Annotated in this window: 14 protein-coding genes; 7 read left to right on the top strand and 7 right to left on the bottom strand. The window is 43.1% G+C overall.

The features are described 5' to 3' along the window. Positions 1-7 precede the first annotated feature (7 nt). On the bottom strand, positions 8-373 hold the full coding sequence (locus tag M1L62_RS26710; RefSeq protein WP_254562718.1) for a PadR family transcriptional regulator: 366 nt from the start codon (positions 371-373) through the stop codon (positions 8-10). A 239-nt stretch (positions 374-612) separates the two neighbouring features. Here M1L62_RS26710 and M1L62_RS26705 point away from each other — a divergent pair, with 239 nt between their 5' ends. The 5 genes from M1L62_RS26705 (at position 613) to murA (ending at position 7,679) form a co-directional block, all read left to right on the top strand. Continuing rightward, complete coding sequence (locus M1L62_RS26705) at positions 613-1,128, top strand: dihydrofolate reductase (protein WP_256527778.1); 516 nt, start codon at positions 613-615, stop codon at positions 1,126-1,128. A gap of 35 nt (positions 1,129-1,163) precedes the next feature. Continuing rightward, positions 1,164-4,118, top strand: a complete 2,955-nt coding sequence (gene porU2 / locus M1L62_RS26700; RefSeq protein WP_254562716.1) for a putative type IX secretion system sortase PorU2 — start codon at positions 1,164-1,166, stop codon at positions 4,116-4,118. 1 nt (position 4,119) lies between these two features. Further along, the gene (locus tag M1L62_RS26695; protein ID WP_254562715.1) at positions 4,120-5,322 is read left to right on the top strand and encodes a hypothetical protein; all 1,203 of its coding nucleotides are present in this window, start codon (positions 4,120-4,122) and stop codon (positions 5,320-5,322) included. Positions 5,323-5,583: 261 nt separating this feature from the next. Beyond that, complete coding sequence (locus tag M1L62_RS26690; RefSeq protein WP_254562714.1) at positions 5,584-6,315, top strand: DUF4290 domain-containing protein; 732 nt, start codon at positions 5,584-5,586, stop codon at positions 6,313-6,315. Positions 6,316-6,371: 56 nt separating this feature from the next. Further along, positions 6,372-7,679 (top strand): UDP-N-acetylglucosamine 1-carboxyvinyltransferase, encoded by a 1,308-nt coding sequence (murA, locus tag M1L62_RS26685; RefSeq protein WP_254562713.1) that lies wholly within the window; start codon positions 6,372-6,374, stop codon positions 7,677-7,679. A 74-nt stretch (positions 7,680-7,753) separates the two neighbouring features. Here murA and M1L62_RS26680 read toward each other — a convergent pair whose 3' ends face one another. After that, on the bottom strand, positions 7,754-8,611 hold the full coding sequence (locus M1L62_RS26680; protein WP_254562712.1) for a 3-keto-disaccharide hydrolase: 858 nt from the start codon (positions 8,609-8,611) through the stop codon (positions 7,754-7,756). 150 nt (positions 8,612-8,761) lie between these two features. Here M1L62_RS26680 and M1L62_RS26675 point away from each other — a divergent pair, with 150 nt between their 5' ends. Continuing rightward, complete coding sequence (locus M1L62_RS26675) at positions 8,762-9,679, top strand: class I SAM-dependent methyltransferase (protein WP_254562711.1); 918 nt, start codon at positions 8,762-8,764, stop codon at positions 9,677-9,679. A 36-nt stretch (positions 9,680-9,715) separates the two neighbouring features. Beyond that, positions 9,716-11,029, top strand: a complete 1,314-nt coding sequence (locus M1L62_RS26670) for a cryptochrome/photolyase family protein (protein WP_254562710.1) — start codon at positions 9,716-9,718, stop codon at positions 11,027-11,029. 3 nt (positions 11,030-11,032) lie between these two features. On the opposite strand, the gene M1L62_RS26665 is transcribed toward M1L62_RS26670, so the two are convergent. The 5 genes from M1L62_RS26665 to M1L62_RS26645 all read right to left on the bottom strand — a co-directional run bounded on the left by M1L62_RS26665 (position 11,033) and on the right by M1L62_RS26645 (position 17,910). Continuing rightward, a complete protein-coding gene (locus M1L62_RS26665; RefSeq protein WP_254562709.1) occupies positions 11,033-12,313 on the bottom strand; it encodes a M16 family metallopeptidase in 1,281 nt (426 codons plus the stop codon). 76 nt (positions 12,314-12,389) lie between these two features. Continuing rightward, positions 12,390-13,568, bottom strand: coding sequence for a type IX secretion system outer membrane channel protein PorV (gene porV / locus M1L62_RS26660; RefSeq protein ID WP_256527777.1), 1,179 nt, complete (start codon positions 13,566-13,568; stop codon positions 12,390-12,392). 109 nt (positions 13,569-13,677) lie between these two features. Continuing rightward, on the bottom strand, positions 13,678-17,067 hold the full coding sequence (porU, locus tag M1L62_RS26655; RefSeq protein WP_254562707.1) for a type IX secretion system sortase PorU: 3,390 nt from the start codon (positions 17,065-17,067) through the stop codon (positions 13,678-13,680). Beyond that, on the bottom strand, positions 17,045-17,662 hold the full coding sequence (locus M1L62_RS26650) for a hypothetical protein (protein ID WP_254562706.1): 618 nt from the start codon (positions 17,660-17,662) through the stop codon (positions 17,045-17,047). Before M1L62_RS26650 ends, porU begins: the two co-directional genes overlap by 23 nt. A 68-nt stretch (positions 17,663-17,730) precedes the next feature. Next, complete coding sequence (locus M1L62_RS26645) at positions 17,731-17,910, bottom strand: PG1828 family lipoprotein (protein WP_254562705.1); 180 nt, start codon at positions 17,908-17,910, stop codon at positions 17,731-17,733. Positions 17,911-18,001: the final 91 nt, after the last annotated feature.

Below are 18,001 nucleotides of genomic sequence, written 5' to 3'. Positions count from 1 at the left end.
AGTTAGATTAGGAAGATTTTGACGTATCGCCCTTACTTAATTCTTCGGTGCGATGAATGACTGTCTGCACCGAATCGGCCAGTTCAAACCACGTTTCCTGCATTGCATCCAGGAATATCTTCCCCTCTTCTGTCAAAACATAGTATTTCCTCGGCGGGCCCGAAGATGACTCCACCCACTTATAATCCAGCCAGCCTGAATTTTTCAGTCGTGTCAAAAGCGGATAAAGGGTACCTTCCACCACCATCATCCGGGCGGAAGTCAGTTCATCCAGCATATCCGAGGCATATACTTCCCCCCGGGATATGATGTGCAGGATACAGAACTCCAAAATTCCTTTCCGCATCTGCACTTGGGCATTTTCGATATTCATATCGGTTTCATGTTTTACTTAATGAAATGTATTTCATGGCTAACAGACAGGATTTGCACCTTCCATAATAACAAAGGTATGCACAGGTACTTTGCTATGCAAGGTACTATGTGAAAATTTTTTCATGCATTTGATGAGTGGTAAGATTCCGGTTTGATCGGTAAAAAAGTACCCTGTTTTTTTGGGTTTGATTTTTATAGACGTATTTTGAAAATATTTATCTTAAAAATCCAATACGTTTGTCATACCAACCGCACTTATATATCATTGCCGCCATGAGCGAAAACCATGTCATTGGACAAGACAACCGGCTGCCCTGGCATCTTCCTGATGAATGGAAACATTTTAGAAAAGTAACCGATCGCAAAGCATTTCTGACAGGCCGCAAAAGCTTCGAAGCGCCCGATGCGCTGCATTCATCCTATCGGAATGTGGTATTGACAAGAAACAAAAATCTTGACAAATCAGCTGATACTGAACTTGCTGATGATTTACATGAAGGTATTGCGTTACTTAAAGACGAAAACGAAGTATTTGTGTTAGGAGGCGCTTCCGTTTTTGAACAGGCTCTGCCTTTGGTTGAAAGACTCTACCTGACCATCGTCCATACGACGGTTGACGGAGATGCCTTTTTCCCAAACGTAAACTGGGACGAATGGGAGCTGATTTCTTCCGATTATCACGAAACGGATGAACATCACGCGTACGCATTTTCGATGAATCTTTATGTCAGAAAGGATACATTGAAAAAATAACCAGTGGTGCGCTTCCTGATTTTTCTGTTGGAAAAATGGATAAATGTACCACACACTATTTCGGTAAAATCGTCCTGCTGCTCCTGCTGTCGACGACCTGTGCTTTTGCACAAAAAAAGTATGGCAACGAATGGATTGATACCGCCCAAACCTATCTGCGAATTCCGGTAGCCCATACCGGTTTTTACAAGATCACTTCCAACGACCTTCGGAAAGCGGGATTTCCGATTGATCCGGCTGCATTTAGCTCACTGCAATTATTTAGAAGAGGGAAAGAAGTAGCGATTGAAGTAAATAGCAAAGACGAAAAATCCGGTCCGGAAATTGATATCTGCTTTTATGGAGAAAGAAATGACGGCGCCCTGGATTCGTTACTTTATGTAACGCCTGAGGCTATGCCGCATCCTTATTACAGCCTTTATTCTGATACAGCTGCCTATTTTCTGACCTATCAAAAAGACGGGAACGCTGGCAAAAGAATACAAATTTCTGATTCAAAAACTTCGAACGATTTCATATCCTATCATTTCCATAAAGTTTTACAGCTGCTAACCGACGAATATCCTGCCGGTAATTTATATCCGATGGGAAGCAATTACGACAATGGCACAGCCCTCACCACCTATGATACAGGAGAAGGATGGACAGGGAAAGCGTTGTTCAATAATCAGTCAGAAACATTAAGGCTTAACCTCGAAAATCCGGATGCCCGAAAATTTGAACAAGCCGAAGTAACATTATTACTGGTGGGACGCTCCGCGGGAGAGCACCGGGTCACTATTTTTATCGGTGATCCAAAAACAAGCGGCAGAAAACCTGATACCCTGATGTTATCGGATTATCAGTCGGATTTGTTCAAAATACCATTAAGCCCAAAAGATATTTCGACCGATGGAAAACTGACCATAACCGTCACCCCCATTAGCAATACCGGGTCAATTTCAGTTTCCTATGCTCAATGGCGTTATCCTCAGCAAATTTCATTGCCGGCAACGGGCTCTCAAAAAATATTTTCCTTTGATAAAACGCCGTCCACACAAACTGCAATCATTAAAAATGGACAAAACTGGCAGTTTTATGATTGCTCCGATTCATATAATCTGAAAAAAATCCCTCTCAGGGACACCCTACTCCCACTGAACGGAGCAAGCCAGGTTATTGCCAATAAAGACTTCCTCCCGATTCCCGCTCTTCGCCTGGTTCAGTTCAAGCCGGTTAACCCAAAAACCAATTATCTGATCATAAGCCATCCGTTGGTTCGAGCTGCCATTAATGGTAGCTCGGATCCTGTCCATGATTATGCTGATTACCGTGCTTCGACAGCCGGCGGGCGTTTTCACCCAGTGATTTTTAACAGCGAAGAAATTTTCGACCAGTTCAACTATGGCGAACCCGGCCCGTTAGGCATCCGAAATGCAATAGCCTTTTTGCACAAAAACGCAGCTTTGCAGTTTGTCCTTTTACTCGGAAAATCCATTGACCCACAAACCGCCCGTCACCAGTCCAAAGCCCGGCAAAATGATATGATTCCAAATGCTGGCTGGCCCGGTTCCGATGTTGCGCTCTCGATGGGACTGGAAGACTCCTCCGTTTACATCCCGCTCGTGCCTGTCGGACGCGTTAACGCCGCTACCGCACAAAACGTGTTTGATTATTTACAAAAAGTAAAAGTTTTTGAAGCACAATCCAGTGTAGCCGAATGGCGAAAAAACATACTTCACCTGAGTGGCGGTCATAGCATTGCAGAGCGAGAGGTTTTCCGTGAATATGTGGAGTCTTTTGAAAAAAAGATCAGGTTATCATCATTGGGTGCTCATGTCAGCACCCTATCAAAGACAACAGGTGAGCTTGTTGAGTTATTTCCCATTGACACGATTGTCAATCAAGGGATAGCGCTTATCACGCTGTACGGGCATTCCGGCCTGACAGCCAATGATATCGACATTGGCACACCTTCCGGCAAAAACCGGAATTATAAAAATGCTCCATTTTACCCGGCGATTCTCGTCAATGGCTGCGCGATGGGCAATATTTATTATGCAACACCAGCCATCAGCAACGACTGGATTCTTGCTCCTGATAAAGGTGCTATTCTCTTTTTGGCGCATACCCACAATGGCATCACCTCTTCACTCAAACATTATTCCGATGCATTTTATGACGTGCTTGCCGACAGTCTTTTTGTAAGTGAACCCTTTGGCGTTATTCAGCGGGAAGCCATTCGGAGAAATATGACAAAATATCCTACGCTGTCGGATGGCATAACTGCCCAGCAAATGAACCTGCTTGGTGATCCCGCCATTCGCATTTTCCCGGCGCGGTTGCCGGATTATACCTGGAACCAGAATTTCTTACAATTTTCCGACCCAACCGGGAAGGCCCTTACCACGCAAAGTGATTCTGTAACCATCAAAATCGGCATCCGGAATCTGGGAAGATTCAGGGATGAAAAATATAAAATTTCCGTCCGGCGGGTTAATGATAACAGGACTTATGAATATACATTTCTCCGCCCGGCAACTTCCTACCGCGATACCTTGGTAATGACTTTACCAAATTCAGGTTTGAAACCAGGAACAGAACAATGGCTTTTCAATATCGATCCAGATCAACTGTCAAAGGAAGAAAACAAAGAGAATAACACTTTAAAAACAGAATTCATCTTACCCGAAAGCAATGATTCCGAACCGGCACAAATCACCGATGCCGGTGTTTCTCCCAATCCATCAAATCACCAATTTCGTTTTTTCCTGAATATCGACGGATTGATTCTCCCTGACCAATGGACCGTTTCTGTCTTTAATAACCAGGGAACAATGGTGTATCAGCAAAAAATCCGGTCTCATTTGGGCAGAAATGAGCACATCTGGCTACCTGTGACGATACCATCCGGACTTTACGTTTATCGGATCGAACCGGATAAAAAATTTAAAACATCGTCACAGGATGTTCAAAACAGATTGCGTGGAAAAATAATCTGGATACATTAACATGGGTAATTCAGCCAAAATCTCCCGCTATTTTCCAGCACTGATCTGGCTTCTCCATAGCAGCCTGGTCGTAATGCTGGTATGTATTAACCCAAATCATTATACCACGACCGATTCGCACTACTATCTTGAATCAGCACATAATATTTTATCTGGCAATGGTTATTCTGTTTTCCAAAACAAACAACATATCTGGAATAGCACCTTTCCTCCCGCCTATCCGCTGGCGATTGTTATGGTTTCATTTCTTACCCAAACAAACGTTCTGATTGCTTCCAAACTGGTCAACATTATTTCATTGGCGACCTGGATCATCTGTCTGAAACGGTGGTTTGGAAATATTCGAACAACACTCCTCGCATCCACATTATTGACAGGATCATTTTTAAAATTATGGTCACATAGCTGGTCGGAGCCCTTATTTATCATCACACTATTTTGCTGGACTTATCATTTCTGCCAGTTATATACGGGCGAAAATCTATCGAAAAGCAGAGTTTTTAAAATTTTCAGCCTTGGATTATTGCTGATTTTTACCCGCTACGCAGGCATTTTCATCGTCCCGTTTACTTTCCTTTACGGCTTAATCTGTTTTTTGAAAAAAGAAAAATCAAGAGCGCTAACCTTCGCAGCTCTTGCCTCCGGCTGGGCAGGTTTCTTTGCAGGTTATTTATGGATTAACATGAAGCTGAGCGGTGAATGGTTTGGCGGAGAGCGTTTTGGAACAACAATTAACTTCACTGAAAACCTGATCGTTTTTGTTAAAGGGTTACTGAACGAACTATTGATGATCAGGGATACCAATTTCCTGAGTATTGATATGCTATTTTTGTCGGGTTTGATAATTCAGGGCCTGTTATTTATTTTCATAATAAAACAGGTTATCAGGCACCGCACATACCCGAAACAGCCAGCCAGCATTACTTCTCATTTTCTAATCATCGGCATTACTTACCTTTTTTTCCTTTTCACGGTGCGTATTTTCAGTCCTTTTGACGAACCGGGTTATCGCCTGCTTGCGCCATTTTCTTTCCTGATTTTAAATGGCCTTCTTTTATCAATACGTACAGAAAAAATGACGAGTCTGTTAAAATACCTCTTGGCGGTGCTGATTATATTCTCCTGGGTTGACCTTCTTCCGCATCGGGATTTTAAAATTGAGATTCTAAAACAGTCGTTTACCATAAAAATATGCCGCTTTTGATCGTCTATTGACAATTCATCTAAAATGATAACACGTATAATTTGTGACGTTTTACTGACGAATCCCGGTCAGTTGTTCGTTAAGTACAGGAGTAAGATACTGCGTCGTTATTTCGGATTTGAAGCGCTAAGTCGTGATATATTTCGTAATTCCTGTGTTTATTTGATGATTTACGATTTTTCAATCCCGACTTCTATTTACACCGACCTTTACTTTCCATAAAAACTTCTTATTTTTGTCATCTAAAAATCTTCGAAGCTCTTGAAAGAATACGGTAGCAACGTACAAAAACTTGCCGACCACATCGTAAAGATGGAGGATAAGGCAAAACGCAATCTCTACGCGCACATATTGGTTGAACTCATGCGTCAGATCCATCCGAACATGAGGGATAATCAGGACTATACAAACAAACTCTGGGATGATCTTTACATCATGTCCGGATTTAAACTTGATGTTGATAGCCCGTATCCGCCTCCGTCTCCGGAGTCTCTTGGTAAAAAACCGCTTAAAGTTGGCTATAATCAGCATAACCTGATGTACCGTCACTATGGCCGGAACATTGACCTTTTGATTCAGAAAGCCGTGCAGACTGAAAATTCAGAAGATCGTCTGGCTTTTGTGTCTTACGTTTTCAGACTGATGCGCTCGTTTTTCAATACCTGGAACAAGGATAATCCTGAGGATCACGTACTGATCGGCCAGCTTGAACTTTTGACAAAGGGGCAACTGAAAGAAGAAATCGATTATATCCGTAAAAACGGACCGGTTGATGCTGCGCCAAAAGATCGTAACAGTAATCAGGAGCGTAACCGCGGAAATCATTCCGGAGGTTTCAAGGCACAGCCTAATCAGGATCGTCAGGGACCTAACAATCAGAACAACAATAACAACCGGAACAGGCCTAATAATAAATTCGCAGGCAGGAATAACAACAACAATAATAACAATCGTAATAACAACAATAATAATCGCAAAAAGCCTGGAATCTGATATCCGGCTATTTTTCTCAACCGGTTTAACTTCCATACTACCGCCTGCAACTACATATGGCTTCATTTAAAATAACAGGAGACAGACGCCTGAAAGGTGAAATAGTACCTCAGGGTGCCAAAAACGAAGCATTGCAAATTATTTGTGCCGTACTTCTTACAAGCGAACCGGTTACTATACATAACATTCCAAACATCCGCGACGTCAACCAGCTTATCGATCTTTTGGGAGATCTGGGCGTTCGCAGAACCCGTTTAAGTGAATCATCCATTCGTTTTGAAGCGAATGATATCAATCTGGATTATCTTGAATCTGATTCGTTCCGTCAAAAAGCGGCTGCCTTACGTGGCTCGGTGATGTTGCTTGGGCCGATGCTGGCGCGTTTCCGTAAAGGAAGAATTCCTCGTCCGGGTGGTGATAAAATCGGAAGAAGACGACTGGATACGCACTTTATCGGTTTTGAAAAACTGGGTGCTACATTCAGCTATGACGAAGAAGACGGAGGATTTTACCGTGTTGACGCAGCGAACCTGAAAGGCGCTTACATGCTTTTGGATGAAGCTTCGGTAACAGGAACTGCAAATATTTTGATGGCTGCCGTTATGGCGGAAGGAACGACAACACTTTACAATGCCGCCTGCGAACCTTATTTGCAGCAGCTTTGTAAAATGCTGAACCGCATGGGTGCCAAAATCTCGGGTATATCTTCCAACTTACTAATTATCGAAGGTGTTAGCGAGTTAACCGGTACTGAACATACCATGCTGCCTGATATGATTGAAATCGGTAGCTTTATCGGTTTGGCGGCGATGACACAGTCGGAAATTACGATCAAAAACTGTCAGATTCCGCAATTGGGAATCATTCCTGAGGTTTTCCAGAAACTGGGTATTCAAATGGAATTCCGTGGAGACGATATTTTCATCCCTGCACAGGAAAAATACCGGATGGAAAACTATCTTGACGGCTCCACCTTATCTGTTGCGGATGCTCCGTGGCCAGGTTTCACACCTGACTTGCTAAGCATTGTGCTCGTAACGGCTACGCAGGCACAGGGAACGGTTCTTATTCATCAGAAGATGTTTGAAAGCCGCTTGTTCTTTGTGGATAAACTGATCGAAATGGGTGCCCAGATTATTCTTTGTGATCCGCACCGTGCTACCGTTATCGGCCATAACCGCGAAACGCAGCTGAGAGGTATCCGCATGACTTCACCGGATATTCGTGCAGGTGTTGCATTGCTTATCGCTGCTATGTCTGCAAAAGGTGTGAGTATCATCGACAATATCGAACAAATCGACCGCGGATATCAGAATATCGATACGCGTCTGAATGCAATCGGAGCAGAAATTGTAAGATTGTAATTCAATAAAAACATATTCATAACGAAGGAAGGCGCCCATTCAGGCGCCTTCCTTCGTTTCCAACAAATCGGAAGTTATTTGCTCTTCTTATAAGTACAAGCCGAGTTGTCCGATTTTACATAATACGACTTATAATTTGTTGCCTTTGGATCCGTGCAGCCTTTCAGGTTCAAAATTTCAACCTTTCTGAATTCAACCGGATGGCTTTCGCTCTGTAAAGAAATAGATCCGTGATCAAGCAATTTGCCATTGATCATCAACGCTGCGTCATTTCCGCTTACATTTCCACCACCGATCTGAGGCTTATTGTATTCCAGAACTTTCTCGCCGTTCGCAAAATGCTGAATCAGTGAATCACCCAAAACAAGTACTTCCGCGCGAACCCACTGATCGCCGTCAAAAGTTTTCGAAGTAGAATTGACACAGTGCTGCGTAACCAGTTTACCATTCATTTCCACGTTGGTTCCAGGCGTACATAAGTTGCAGGTCGTACGTTTTTTTCCATCACCTCCAAGCAACTGCACTTCAATGGAAATCGGAAAATCCTGATCTTTCCCCATCGTCGCCGCTGGCTGCCCCTGCACCATAATACCACTGTTTCTCCACGCCCAGCCCTCACCCTTCGGAGCCTGCTCGCCTACAAAACGATATTCCACGGCAACGCGGTAATAGGAGAAATCTTCTTTGTAAAAAATATGTCCGTATTTTTGCTTGAAATCATCATACTTGTCGTAACGGACAACCATCTTTCCGTCTTCCACACGAAATGTATTTCCAAAATTGTCGTTCAAATCATTACCACGGATTTTAATATCCCAACCGTCAAGATTTTTTCCGTTAAAAAGTTGTTTCCATTCTTCTTTTGCAGAGCCTTTTTGTCCAAAAGCAATCAGACTGAAAAAAGTGAATAAAATACTTAGCTGTAATTTCATACTTAGTTGATTAAATAAAGTTTATAAAGAGTTAATGGTCAGGCAAAAACAAGATATACTACACGGATTCGAATTATCCTTTCAATAATCCTGTTGTTTTAAAGCGGGATACGGATTGCTACTTCGTGGTCTCTGTTCCGTAAATATACTATGAGAACTAAAAATATAAAGCGTAAAGGACATTCGGAAGATTTTTTTGGTGAATACCGTGACTTTTGGTGGAATGAAGGATTCCTGAATTTACTGGCCAAAAGGCTGCAACTGCATACCCATTTTAGTTTGCTGGATGTTGGCTGTGGACAGTGTCACTGGAGCCGGCTACTGGTGGATTATCTTGGTGCGCCGGCTAAGGTTTGCGGAATAGATAACGACCGGAAGTGGGCAAAGGGAGAGGGAGAATTACACCAGTATTTTGAGTCCAAAGGTGTTGAATTTGACTTAAAAAAGGGCGATGCCCATAAGTTGCCTTATGACGACGAATCATTTGATATCGTAACCTGCCAAACATTACTGATACACGTCCAGCATCCCAAGGTTGTTATCGATGAAATGAAACGGGTTTTAAAACCGGGAGGCACAATTCTTTGTGTGGAACCCAATAATCTGGTTCAAAGTCTTACACAAAGTTCGGTTTCAATGAATGATCCGATTGACGAGGTTCTCGACCATGTAAAATACGCGCTGCTTTTCGAAAAAGGGAAGAAAAAGCTTGGACTGGGGGATAATTCACTGGGCGATCTTGTACCCGGTTTTTTGGTGCAGGCCGGGTTTAACCAGGTTGAAGTAAGGCTTTCAGATAAGGCCATTGCGATGTACCCCCCCTACACCACCGACGAACAGATTGCCACAATGCGGCAGTGGCAAAACGGTAATACCTGGAGCAATGAAGAATTTTCAGATTATGACTATTTCAGAGCGATGGGACAGGAAAATCTTGATTTTTTTGAAAAATATAAAAGGAAATATGCGCATCTTGGCGAACGGATGCTCCGTAATATTGATGCCAACAAATACCATTCGGCGGGTGGTGCCATGATGTACGTCATTTCGGCGACCAAACCGTTATAGATATCCATAATCAATCCTGAGTCTTTGTTTAAATATATGAAAAAGGAGAAAATAGCAGTCTTTTGGTTTCGCAGGGATTTACGCCTTCACGACAATGCCGGTTTGTACTACGCATTGAAATCCGGCCTGCCAGTGCTTCCTCTTTTCATATTTGACAAAACCATTCTTGATCAGCTTGACAATAAAGAAGATCAGCGGGTAACCTTTATTTATCAGGCTATATCCGGTTTAAAGAAAGAACTTCAAAATCTTGGCTCCGATATAGCGGTGCATTACGGATCACCGGCTGATGTATGGAAAGATCTGCTGGAACAATATGATATTGCTGAGGTATTTACCAACCATGATTACGAACCTTACGCAAGCGAACGGGATGGAGAAATTAAGTCTCTTTTACAAAAGCAGGATATCGTTTTCAGAACTTACAAGGATCAGGTTATTTTTGAAAAACAGGAGGTATTAACCGGTCAAAACACGGTCTACACCGTATTTACACCGTATAGCAAAGCCTGGAAAGCAAAATGTAATACGTTCTTTTTGTCTTCTTATCCGAACGAAAAGTATTTTTCCGGCTTTTTGAAAACCAAAACAACCAGTCTGCTCACCTATAAAGAAATAGGCTTTGTCGAAACCAAACCGGAGTTCCCGGCAGATCATGTAAAATCTGAGCTAATCGAAAACTACGATGAAACCAGAAATTACCCGGCCATTCACGGTACCACACGTCTTGGTATTCACCTTCGTTTTGGAACGGTAAGTATCCGTGATCTGGCAAGAACAGCATTAGAAAAAAGTGACACATGGCTGAACGAATTAATCTGGCGGGACTTTTACCATCAGATTCTCTGGAATTTCCCGCATGTGGGCAAAGGCAAAGCTTTTCGTCCGGCGTATGATAATATCCGCTGGCGTAATAACGAAAATGAATTTGCGCTTTGGTGCCAGGGTAAAACGGGATATCCGCTGGTAGATGCGGGGATGCATGAGCTAAACGAAACCGGCTTTATGCACAACCGCGTGAGGATGGTAACGGCCAGCTTTCTCACGAAACACCTATTAATCGACTGGCGCTGGGGAGAGGCTTACTTTGCCGAAAAATTGCTTGATTACGATCTGGCGGCCAATAACGGCGGCTGGCAATGGGCGGCAGGATCCGGTACCGATGCAGCGCCTTATTTCCGAATTTTCAACCCGACAGCACAGGCTGAAAAGTTTGATCCGAAAGGCGTATATATAAAAAAATGGGTCCCGGAACTCAATAGTCTGAATTACCCGGCACCCATTGTTGATCATAAATTCGCGCGCGAACGTTGTTTGAAAGTATATAAAGAAGCTTTGAATAATGATTAACAATTATTTGCCTCCTACTACCACTTCAACCATTTCCTCAGGATTCAGGTAAGTTGCCGCCATTAACCGGATATCCTCCGATGTGGTTGCATGTATCTGATCGATATAACGACTAAAAAAGTCCGCCGGCAACTGATCCAGTAATAATATTTTCTGGCGGTCTGCAACCTCAAAAGCCGTGTTCAATGAACCTGCAAATTCCCCGGCCATAAAATTCTTGACCGTCTGAAGTTCATCATCTTCCACAAGCTCGGTTTGCAGACGGTGAATTTCCTTTTTGATCTCATCGATCGTCTGTTGTGTAAATTCCTTTTTCACATCTGTTCCGATCATGAAATAGCCTTCACGGCCAAGCGTAACCATATGCGAAGAAATACCATAGGTTAGCCCCTTCTCTTCACGAATATTTTTCATGAGCCGTGATCCAAAATAACCTCCAAGAATCTCATTCGTCACCAGCATCTTGAAATAATCAGGATGTTGTCTCGTAAATAACCTTCTGCCGATCCGGATTGTCGACTGCACGCTATCCGCTTTCTCTACGATTACTTCCTTACCCAGATAGTCTGTGTTAACCACACGGGTAATTTCATCAAGCTCCCGGCCGTAATTTCCTTGTCCAAAATAGTCATTAACAAGACTGACGTCCGTGTCACTGATCTGACCTGCAAGAATAATTTTCCGTTGACCGTTTTTTATGTGCTGCTCAAAATGCGCGCGGATTTCAGCCAGAGGAAGTTCCTGGATATTCTTTTCTTCCTGGCTTTGACCATAGGGATGATCACTTCCAAAAAGCTGTCTGCGAAATTCGGTTGTCGCCAGATAAGCCGTTTTCTCTTTATTGACCCTAAGGTTTTGCAGGGTGATATTCCTTAATTCGTCCAGCTCTTTTTCAGGAAAAGCAGGATCTTCCAGCAGGTCTTTTACCAGCGTTAATACTTCCGGCAAAAATCTCGATAGGCAATACACGACAATTCCCGAACGATCCGACGAATGCGACATATCGATAAAAGCACCGACCTTGTCAAACGCCTCACTGATTTCCGAAGAAGTTAACGATGTTGTCCCTTCGGGAAGCATCTTCACAGCAAAAAAGGACGCACCTGTATGTTTTTCATGCCAGTTACCCGATTCAAAAATACATTCAAACCTAACCACAGGCTGTTCGCCGATGTTGATTACATGTAGCGGAATCCCGTTATCCAAAGTAGTAGAGGTGGGTTCCGGCAAATGAATGGTATTAATGATCTTATAAGCTGGTGCTTCCGTACGGTCGAGTGTCATAGTCATATTGATAAAAAAGCGAATGATGTTCTTACAAACATCATTCGCTTTTCATTAAATTATATTATTGAAACGATTAGTTTTCAGTATCGCCAACATCAAGTTTTTCTGCTTTGTTCAGGCTCAAACCAAGTGTGATACGTAATGTTTGTGCCAATGGACTTCCCTGTGTTGTTGGGAACATGTAGGCAAAGTCAACATTGTAACGTTCCAGGAACTTGGCACCTACACCGGCTGTGAAAAATCTGCGGTCGCCTTTGTTTTTGTTTTCTCCAAAATATCCGGCACGAAGTGCGAAGATATCATTGTACCAGTATTCAGCACCCACTGCGATAGCCACTTCCTGAATTTCTTCTTTGAAACCATCCGGTGCATCAGAGAAAGAGCCAAATGCACCTTTCAAAGAACCATAACCATTGATCTTTTGCTGAGCCGCCGCCGTTGCACCTGGCGTTGGCACCATCAGTTTGCTTGCATCAACAATAAAGTTGAAACGGTTTCTTCCGTCAGCAGTAAAAGAAAGACCACCACCCAATTTCAAATTCGTTGGAATGAAGCTTTCCGTATCCGTATTAGAACCGTAATTGATCTTACCTCCAAGGTTAGATAAAACAGCACCAAGAGACCAGGTAAGCTCGCTGCCTGTATCTTCATTTTTAACCTGCTTTCTATAAAACGCACTGATGTCACCGGCTACTGTACGCGCTGGCTTAAGTGATACGTTGTTGATAACGGCATTTCCGGCCAGGTTAGACGAAACATATTTAAGCGTCAAACCCATCGAGAAATTTTTACCAAGTTGTTGAGAATAGGTACCGCTGATCGCCAGTTCTCTTGAATTGAAAAATCCTGTATGTGTTCCTACCGCATCACGCAAATCCAACTCTCCGTTATTGAAAAAGTTAATAGAAGCAGCAACTGCCTGCCCTTTACCAATTTTCTTGTAAGCAGTAAGATAACCTAACCACATATCGTCAACCAAATTACGTAACCATGGCGTGTAGGAAGCCGAAACTCCAAAATCCTTTTGGTTATAAGGAAGTTTTGCCGCATTCCAATACGTTGAGTTAGCATCGGGGCTTAGCGCAACACCCGCTTCACCCATACCTGCACTACGTGCATCAGGTGCAAAAGTCAAGAAAGATAGAGGGGAACTTGGTATTCTGCGGATAGTGTCTAATGCCGTGGATTGAGCAAACAAACTACTCGTTGACAAAATGAATAATGAAGATAAACTTACAAAAAATAGTCTCATATTTATTGGATTTGCGATAGGAAGTGGTGTTAGTCGACTTCTTTTAAAGGGTCAAAAATACAATGAAAGATATTTAATACTATAATAAAATTACAAGATTTATTATTCGTTAACGCAAACGCAGAAGTTTCCCCGAGCGTGTATCAACAGAATTGTCTTTTAGTGAACGAATTTTCATCACATATAAATATGAATTAACTCCGGAAGTGAATCCGCTCAAACGTATTGGTGGAATTGTTTCCCTGATAATAGACTGACTATTATAATATTGCCACTGAAAAGTACCCAATTTTTGTCCGGAGCTCAGCAATATACTAAAAACAATTTCCACATCATCATCGGCTCTGTTATGATTCACTTCAAACGAAAGGTCCTGATCAAAAGGGTTTGGAAAAACAGTCAAGCTGCCAAGCTTTATGCCCGTAGGCAAACCTACTTGAAATCCGAACGATATTTCCGAGGAGTTAGTATACGTATCCCATACTTTAATACGTGCTACATAGTTTCCGGCAGGTAAATTTTCAAACGGATAAGCTACAACTCCCTTCCGATAGTCAGTCTCGGCGGTGTAATAATCGTTTAAAACAATCGTCAGCGTATCGTTCAGTGTCAGCGTTATATCATGACCAATTCCGGATTTGGACACGTTAATACCATTTTCGTCACTTAAATTTAAAAATAAAACCGAAGAACCGTCAACTTTATCTCCATCTCTGAAATCAGGGGTATTAAGATAGGCTGTGATTTTTGGCGGGATTTTGTCTTCCGCAGGCGTTGCGCTCCCGCCGACCAGTACATTCAATTGCCCGGAAGCGTCCGATAAACTGTCCTGGCTTAAAACATATACACTGGCACGCCCCAATCCGGTCCGGTAATCAATATCCTTGGGCATTACAAACTCACAGGTAAACTGCCCATCCTTCACCTGTACAATGCCGTCAAAAAGTTTATTTCTAAATTCATTATAAGTCTGGATTGTTCCCTCATTTCCCAGTGTACGAAAAGTGGTCTGTTTGTCATAAATCGTAATCCTGCCTGTCCCCTGAAATTGTTTATCAGCATTGCCTCCGTCCAAAACTTCGCCAAACAGGCTCACTCTTTGTAAAGCACGCAACGTGTCGGGCCTGATACGCCATCTCACCTCTTTTTCTGCCCGCGCCAGCCGCATCGAAGGATCTCCGAGAAATGTAAAATTCCGGTTAAGGCTGCCCGCCAGACTTTTATTTTTTGTCAGACGGAACACATCACCCATTTTTGCATCTTTCCCCAGCTGGATCAGCGACTCATAAAATGCCTTGTTGATTGCAAAATTCGTACTGGAATAAACCGGCCTTGTGGTACTGACGGCACCAATAGCCGCGCCGCGCGGACTTAAAACCATCAGTTCGGCACCGGATACAAGTCCCGGATCATCATATCGCCCGAAATCGCAGGTTGCAGTAATCAGCAGCGGAAGGTTATTGTAACCCCGGGCCGTCTGCATTTCCGTTAATGTAAGAATTTGTTCTTCCGCCCAGCCGCTCGTTCCTCCGTGACCGGTATAATTCAAAATCAGTGTCCCGTCGTTGATGCTTTTTTTAATGGCAGCATTCACCGCGGGTGCTTTCTGCCCCAGACTGGTTGTTGTCTGCTGATATGCGTCGACAAATATCCGGCTGGACAAAAATTCCGTTTGTGTTATTCTTGCCAATGAGTCTGCATGTTCCTGGTGTACCGTTCCGTCACCATCATCAGCAACAAAACTGATCGTATTTTGCCAGCGTCCACGGGATTTGGGAGAGGAAGCATAATGAATCAGCTTGTCTACAATAATCTGCGCATCTGAAACCGATTTAACGGGAAGCCGTCCCACCCCGATTTCCATGGAATAATCTCCCGCGGCATTTTCAATCCATTCCCCTTCCCCATCTTCAAGAAATCCGAAATAATCATCCGAGGAATAGGTATAAACCGGATCGAGAGACTCCCTGCTTTCATACACAGGAACCCAGCTATTTCTTTGACTGAGTGACTGACTTTGCAAAAGATTCCTGTAATCGTAGGTCGCGTCCCCAAACAACAGCAGGTATTTTAATTTCCCCGGATTATTCTGAGACAACTGTCTGACAAAATCACGGACTGCCGAAACGTCGGGTTTTCCGCCCGAGAATTCGTTGTATATCTGGTTTGCTGTTACAATTAAAGTTTCCAGGTTATCATGCTCCTCCCGAAAAGCCGCCAATCTTTTGGCTTGCGCTTCATAAGGACTTGCCGTCACGATTAACAGATCCGGCGTAGTCGATTTTTGCAAATTCTGATTGGATACCTTTTGCCAGGAAACCGGAGCAATTGCCTGTGCAGGAGTAAAACCGATGTACTGCCTTAGCGACTTTCCACGATTATCCGTAAAGTTATAAGTATTATTTCCACTGGTTTTTAATGACGCCGCAGTGATTCCGGCAGGATCAGAAATATTCCACCAGAGCCAGTCTGCCGGGACATTTTGCAGTTGAAAAGTTGTAATATCTGTTGTTCCCGGTGCAAATCTGTAAATCTGCTGTTTATCAAATGCTTTAAGATTTCGTCTGGTTTGTAATCCTGCATAATCCAGATATGCCTGCGCCGAACTCTGGCCATTTTTATTATAACTCACACCGACCGTATAAACAGTTGGAGGACTCCCCGCTGCTTTCAGGACAAATCTACTTTCCGATTTCCGAGCCTTTACATCATATTGCCCTGCACCGACAACGCCAATGGATGCATTACCGGCCGCCTGCCCGTTCAGCTGCCATTGAAAACTGGTTGGAACCTGGGCCGAACCAATTGCAGAAGTACGCAAAATGATGTCAGAAGAGGGCACAACATCGGAGATTGCAGCCTGTACATTAAATACACCGGCGTTGCCAATGTATTCTCCCCACCAGTCACGCCCCGACCTTAATAAATTAACGGATTCCTGCTCGTGAAACCAGTAGTCATCAAATTGATTGATAACCGTTTCGGAAGGATTCAGGCTTGCCTTATTACCAATTCTCAAACCCTTATCACCTGCCAGGCGCAGGAAATAATAACTGGTATCTGTGTAAAAATTGATCTGATGAAAAAAGCTAGCTTTAAGAGAATCATAACTAATCTGATGCGGGCCATCAGCATAGAAATAAATGGCGTCTCCGTTATCGAAACGGCCATCCTCTTCCCCTCTTACCATAATGGCGTTTTGCTTAAGATCTCTCGTGCGGCCGGCACCCAGGTTTTGCGGCAGCATGGCGCCACCGTTTCCATATATTTTTATCTGTGACGGAGTTATTGAAGCGATATCAACGCCCATTTCTTTTAGCAGCGCAGCGTCTATTTTATGGACCCCGCTTTGTATCACGCCAAGTTTCAGCCAGTTTCCGGAGGCCAATACCGAAGATTCCTGGCCCCATGATGACAGGGGCAACAAGAGAAAAATCCAGCGTAAGAATACCGGATAGAATAAAAATTTTACATTTTTAACACGCTTCAACCAGTGCATGAGCAGGGATAGTATAACGACGCTGCGAGATTTTATCCGTACAAAGAACACGTGTACGCCTTAAAGTACCTCTAACAAACTGTCTGTTATGGAAAACGAAATTGCTGCCTTCCATTAGATGGACCAGGGCAACTTTATTAGCATTTAACGATTGGTCATCGTATTTCTTGATTGCATTATACAGGATCTGGTCACCGCTGGTGGATGCTTTCGGATTTTTTGCGTACTTCAAAAGAGGTATCAGAATGTCCTCAGGAAAAATCTGTTCATTCATTACCGGTGCCAGCAAAATGCCAAATTCTCTTTTCCATTCTACTCCATGCGGCGCAACCCGCTTTCTTAATCTGTTTTTTGTCTGCGTGTACACCACGCAATGGGCCACCTCGTGCAGGTAGGTAATCAGAAAGTTATAGGGATTAAGATTCCTGTTTACCGTGATCCGCGGAACAAACCCCGGTTTTATAGTAAAATCGCCCAGACGGGTATTCCGTGGGCGCGAAAGGAAAAAATCAAATTTATAAGTTTTGTGCAGTTGATCGCAATACGCGTATGCCAGCTCAGGAACGTAGTCTTCCAGGGATATTTTCTTTTCCATACCCTAAATAAAAAAAGAAAAGCCTTATAAATAAGGCTTTTCAGTAATTTTCAACAAGAGCTCAATGATTATTTCACTGAATCAGCTTTAACTGAATCTGTTGCAACAGAATCAACAGCAACAGTATCAACGATTGGAGTCTCAACAGTTACAGCAGTAGAATCAGCTGCTTCTTCTTTTGGCTTGCTTGTACAAGAAGCGAAAGCTACCATTCCGGCAACAAACGCAAATGCTACGAATTTTTTCATTTCTTGGGTGTAATTAAGGTTCGCTACAAAGATAGCATGATAAGTTTCAATTATCCCAACATTTTGGATTGTATTTTTCCAAGAACTTAAA

The sequence above is a fragment of the Dyadobacter diqingensis genome, assembly GCF_024220585.1.
Lineage (GTDB): Bacteria > Bacteroidota > Bacteroidia > Cytophagales > Spirosomataceae > Dyadobacter > Dyadobacter diqingensis.
The sequence above is the reverse complement of the archived record's forward strand: the minus strand, read 5'-3'. Positions and strand labels throughout refer to the sequence as shown.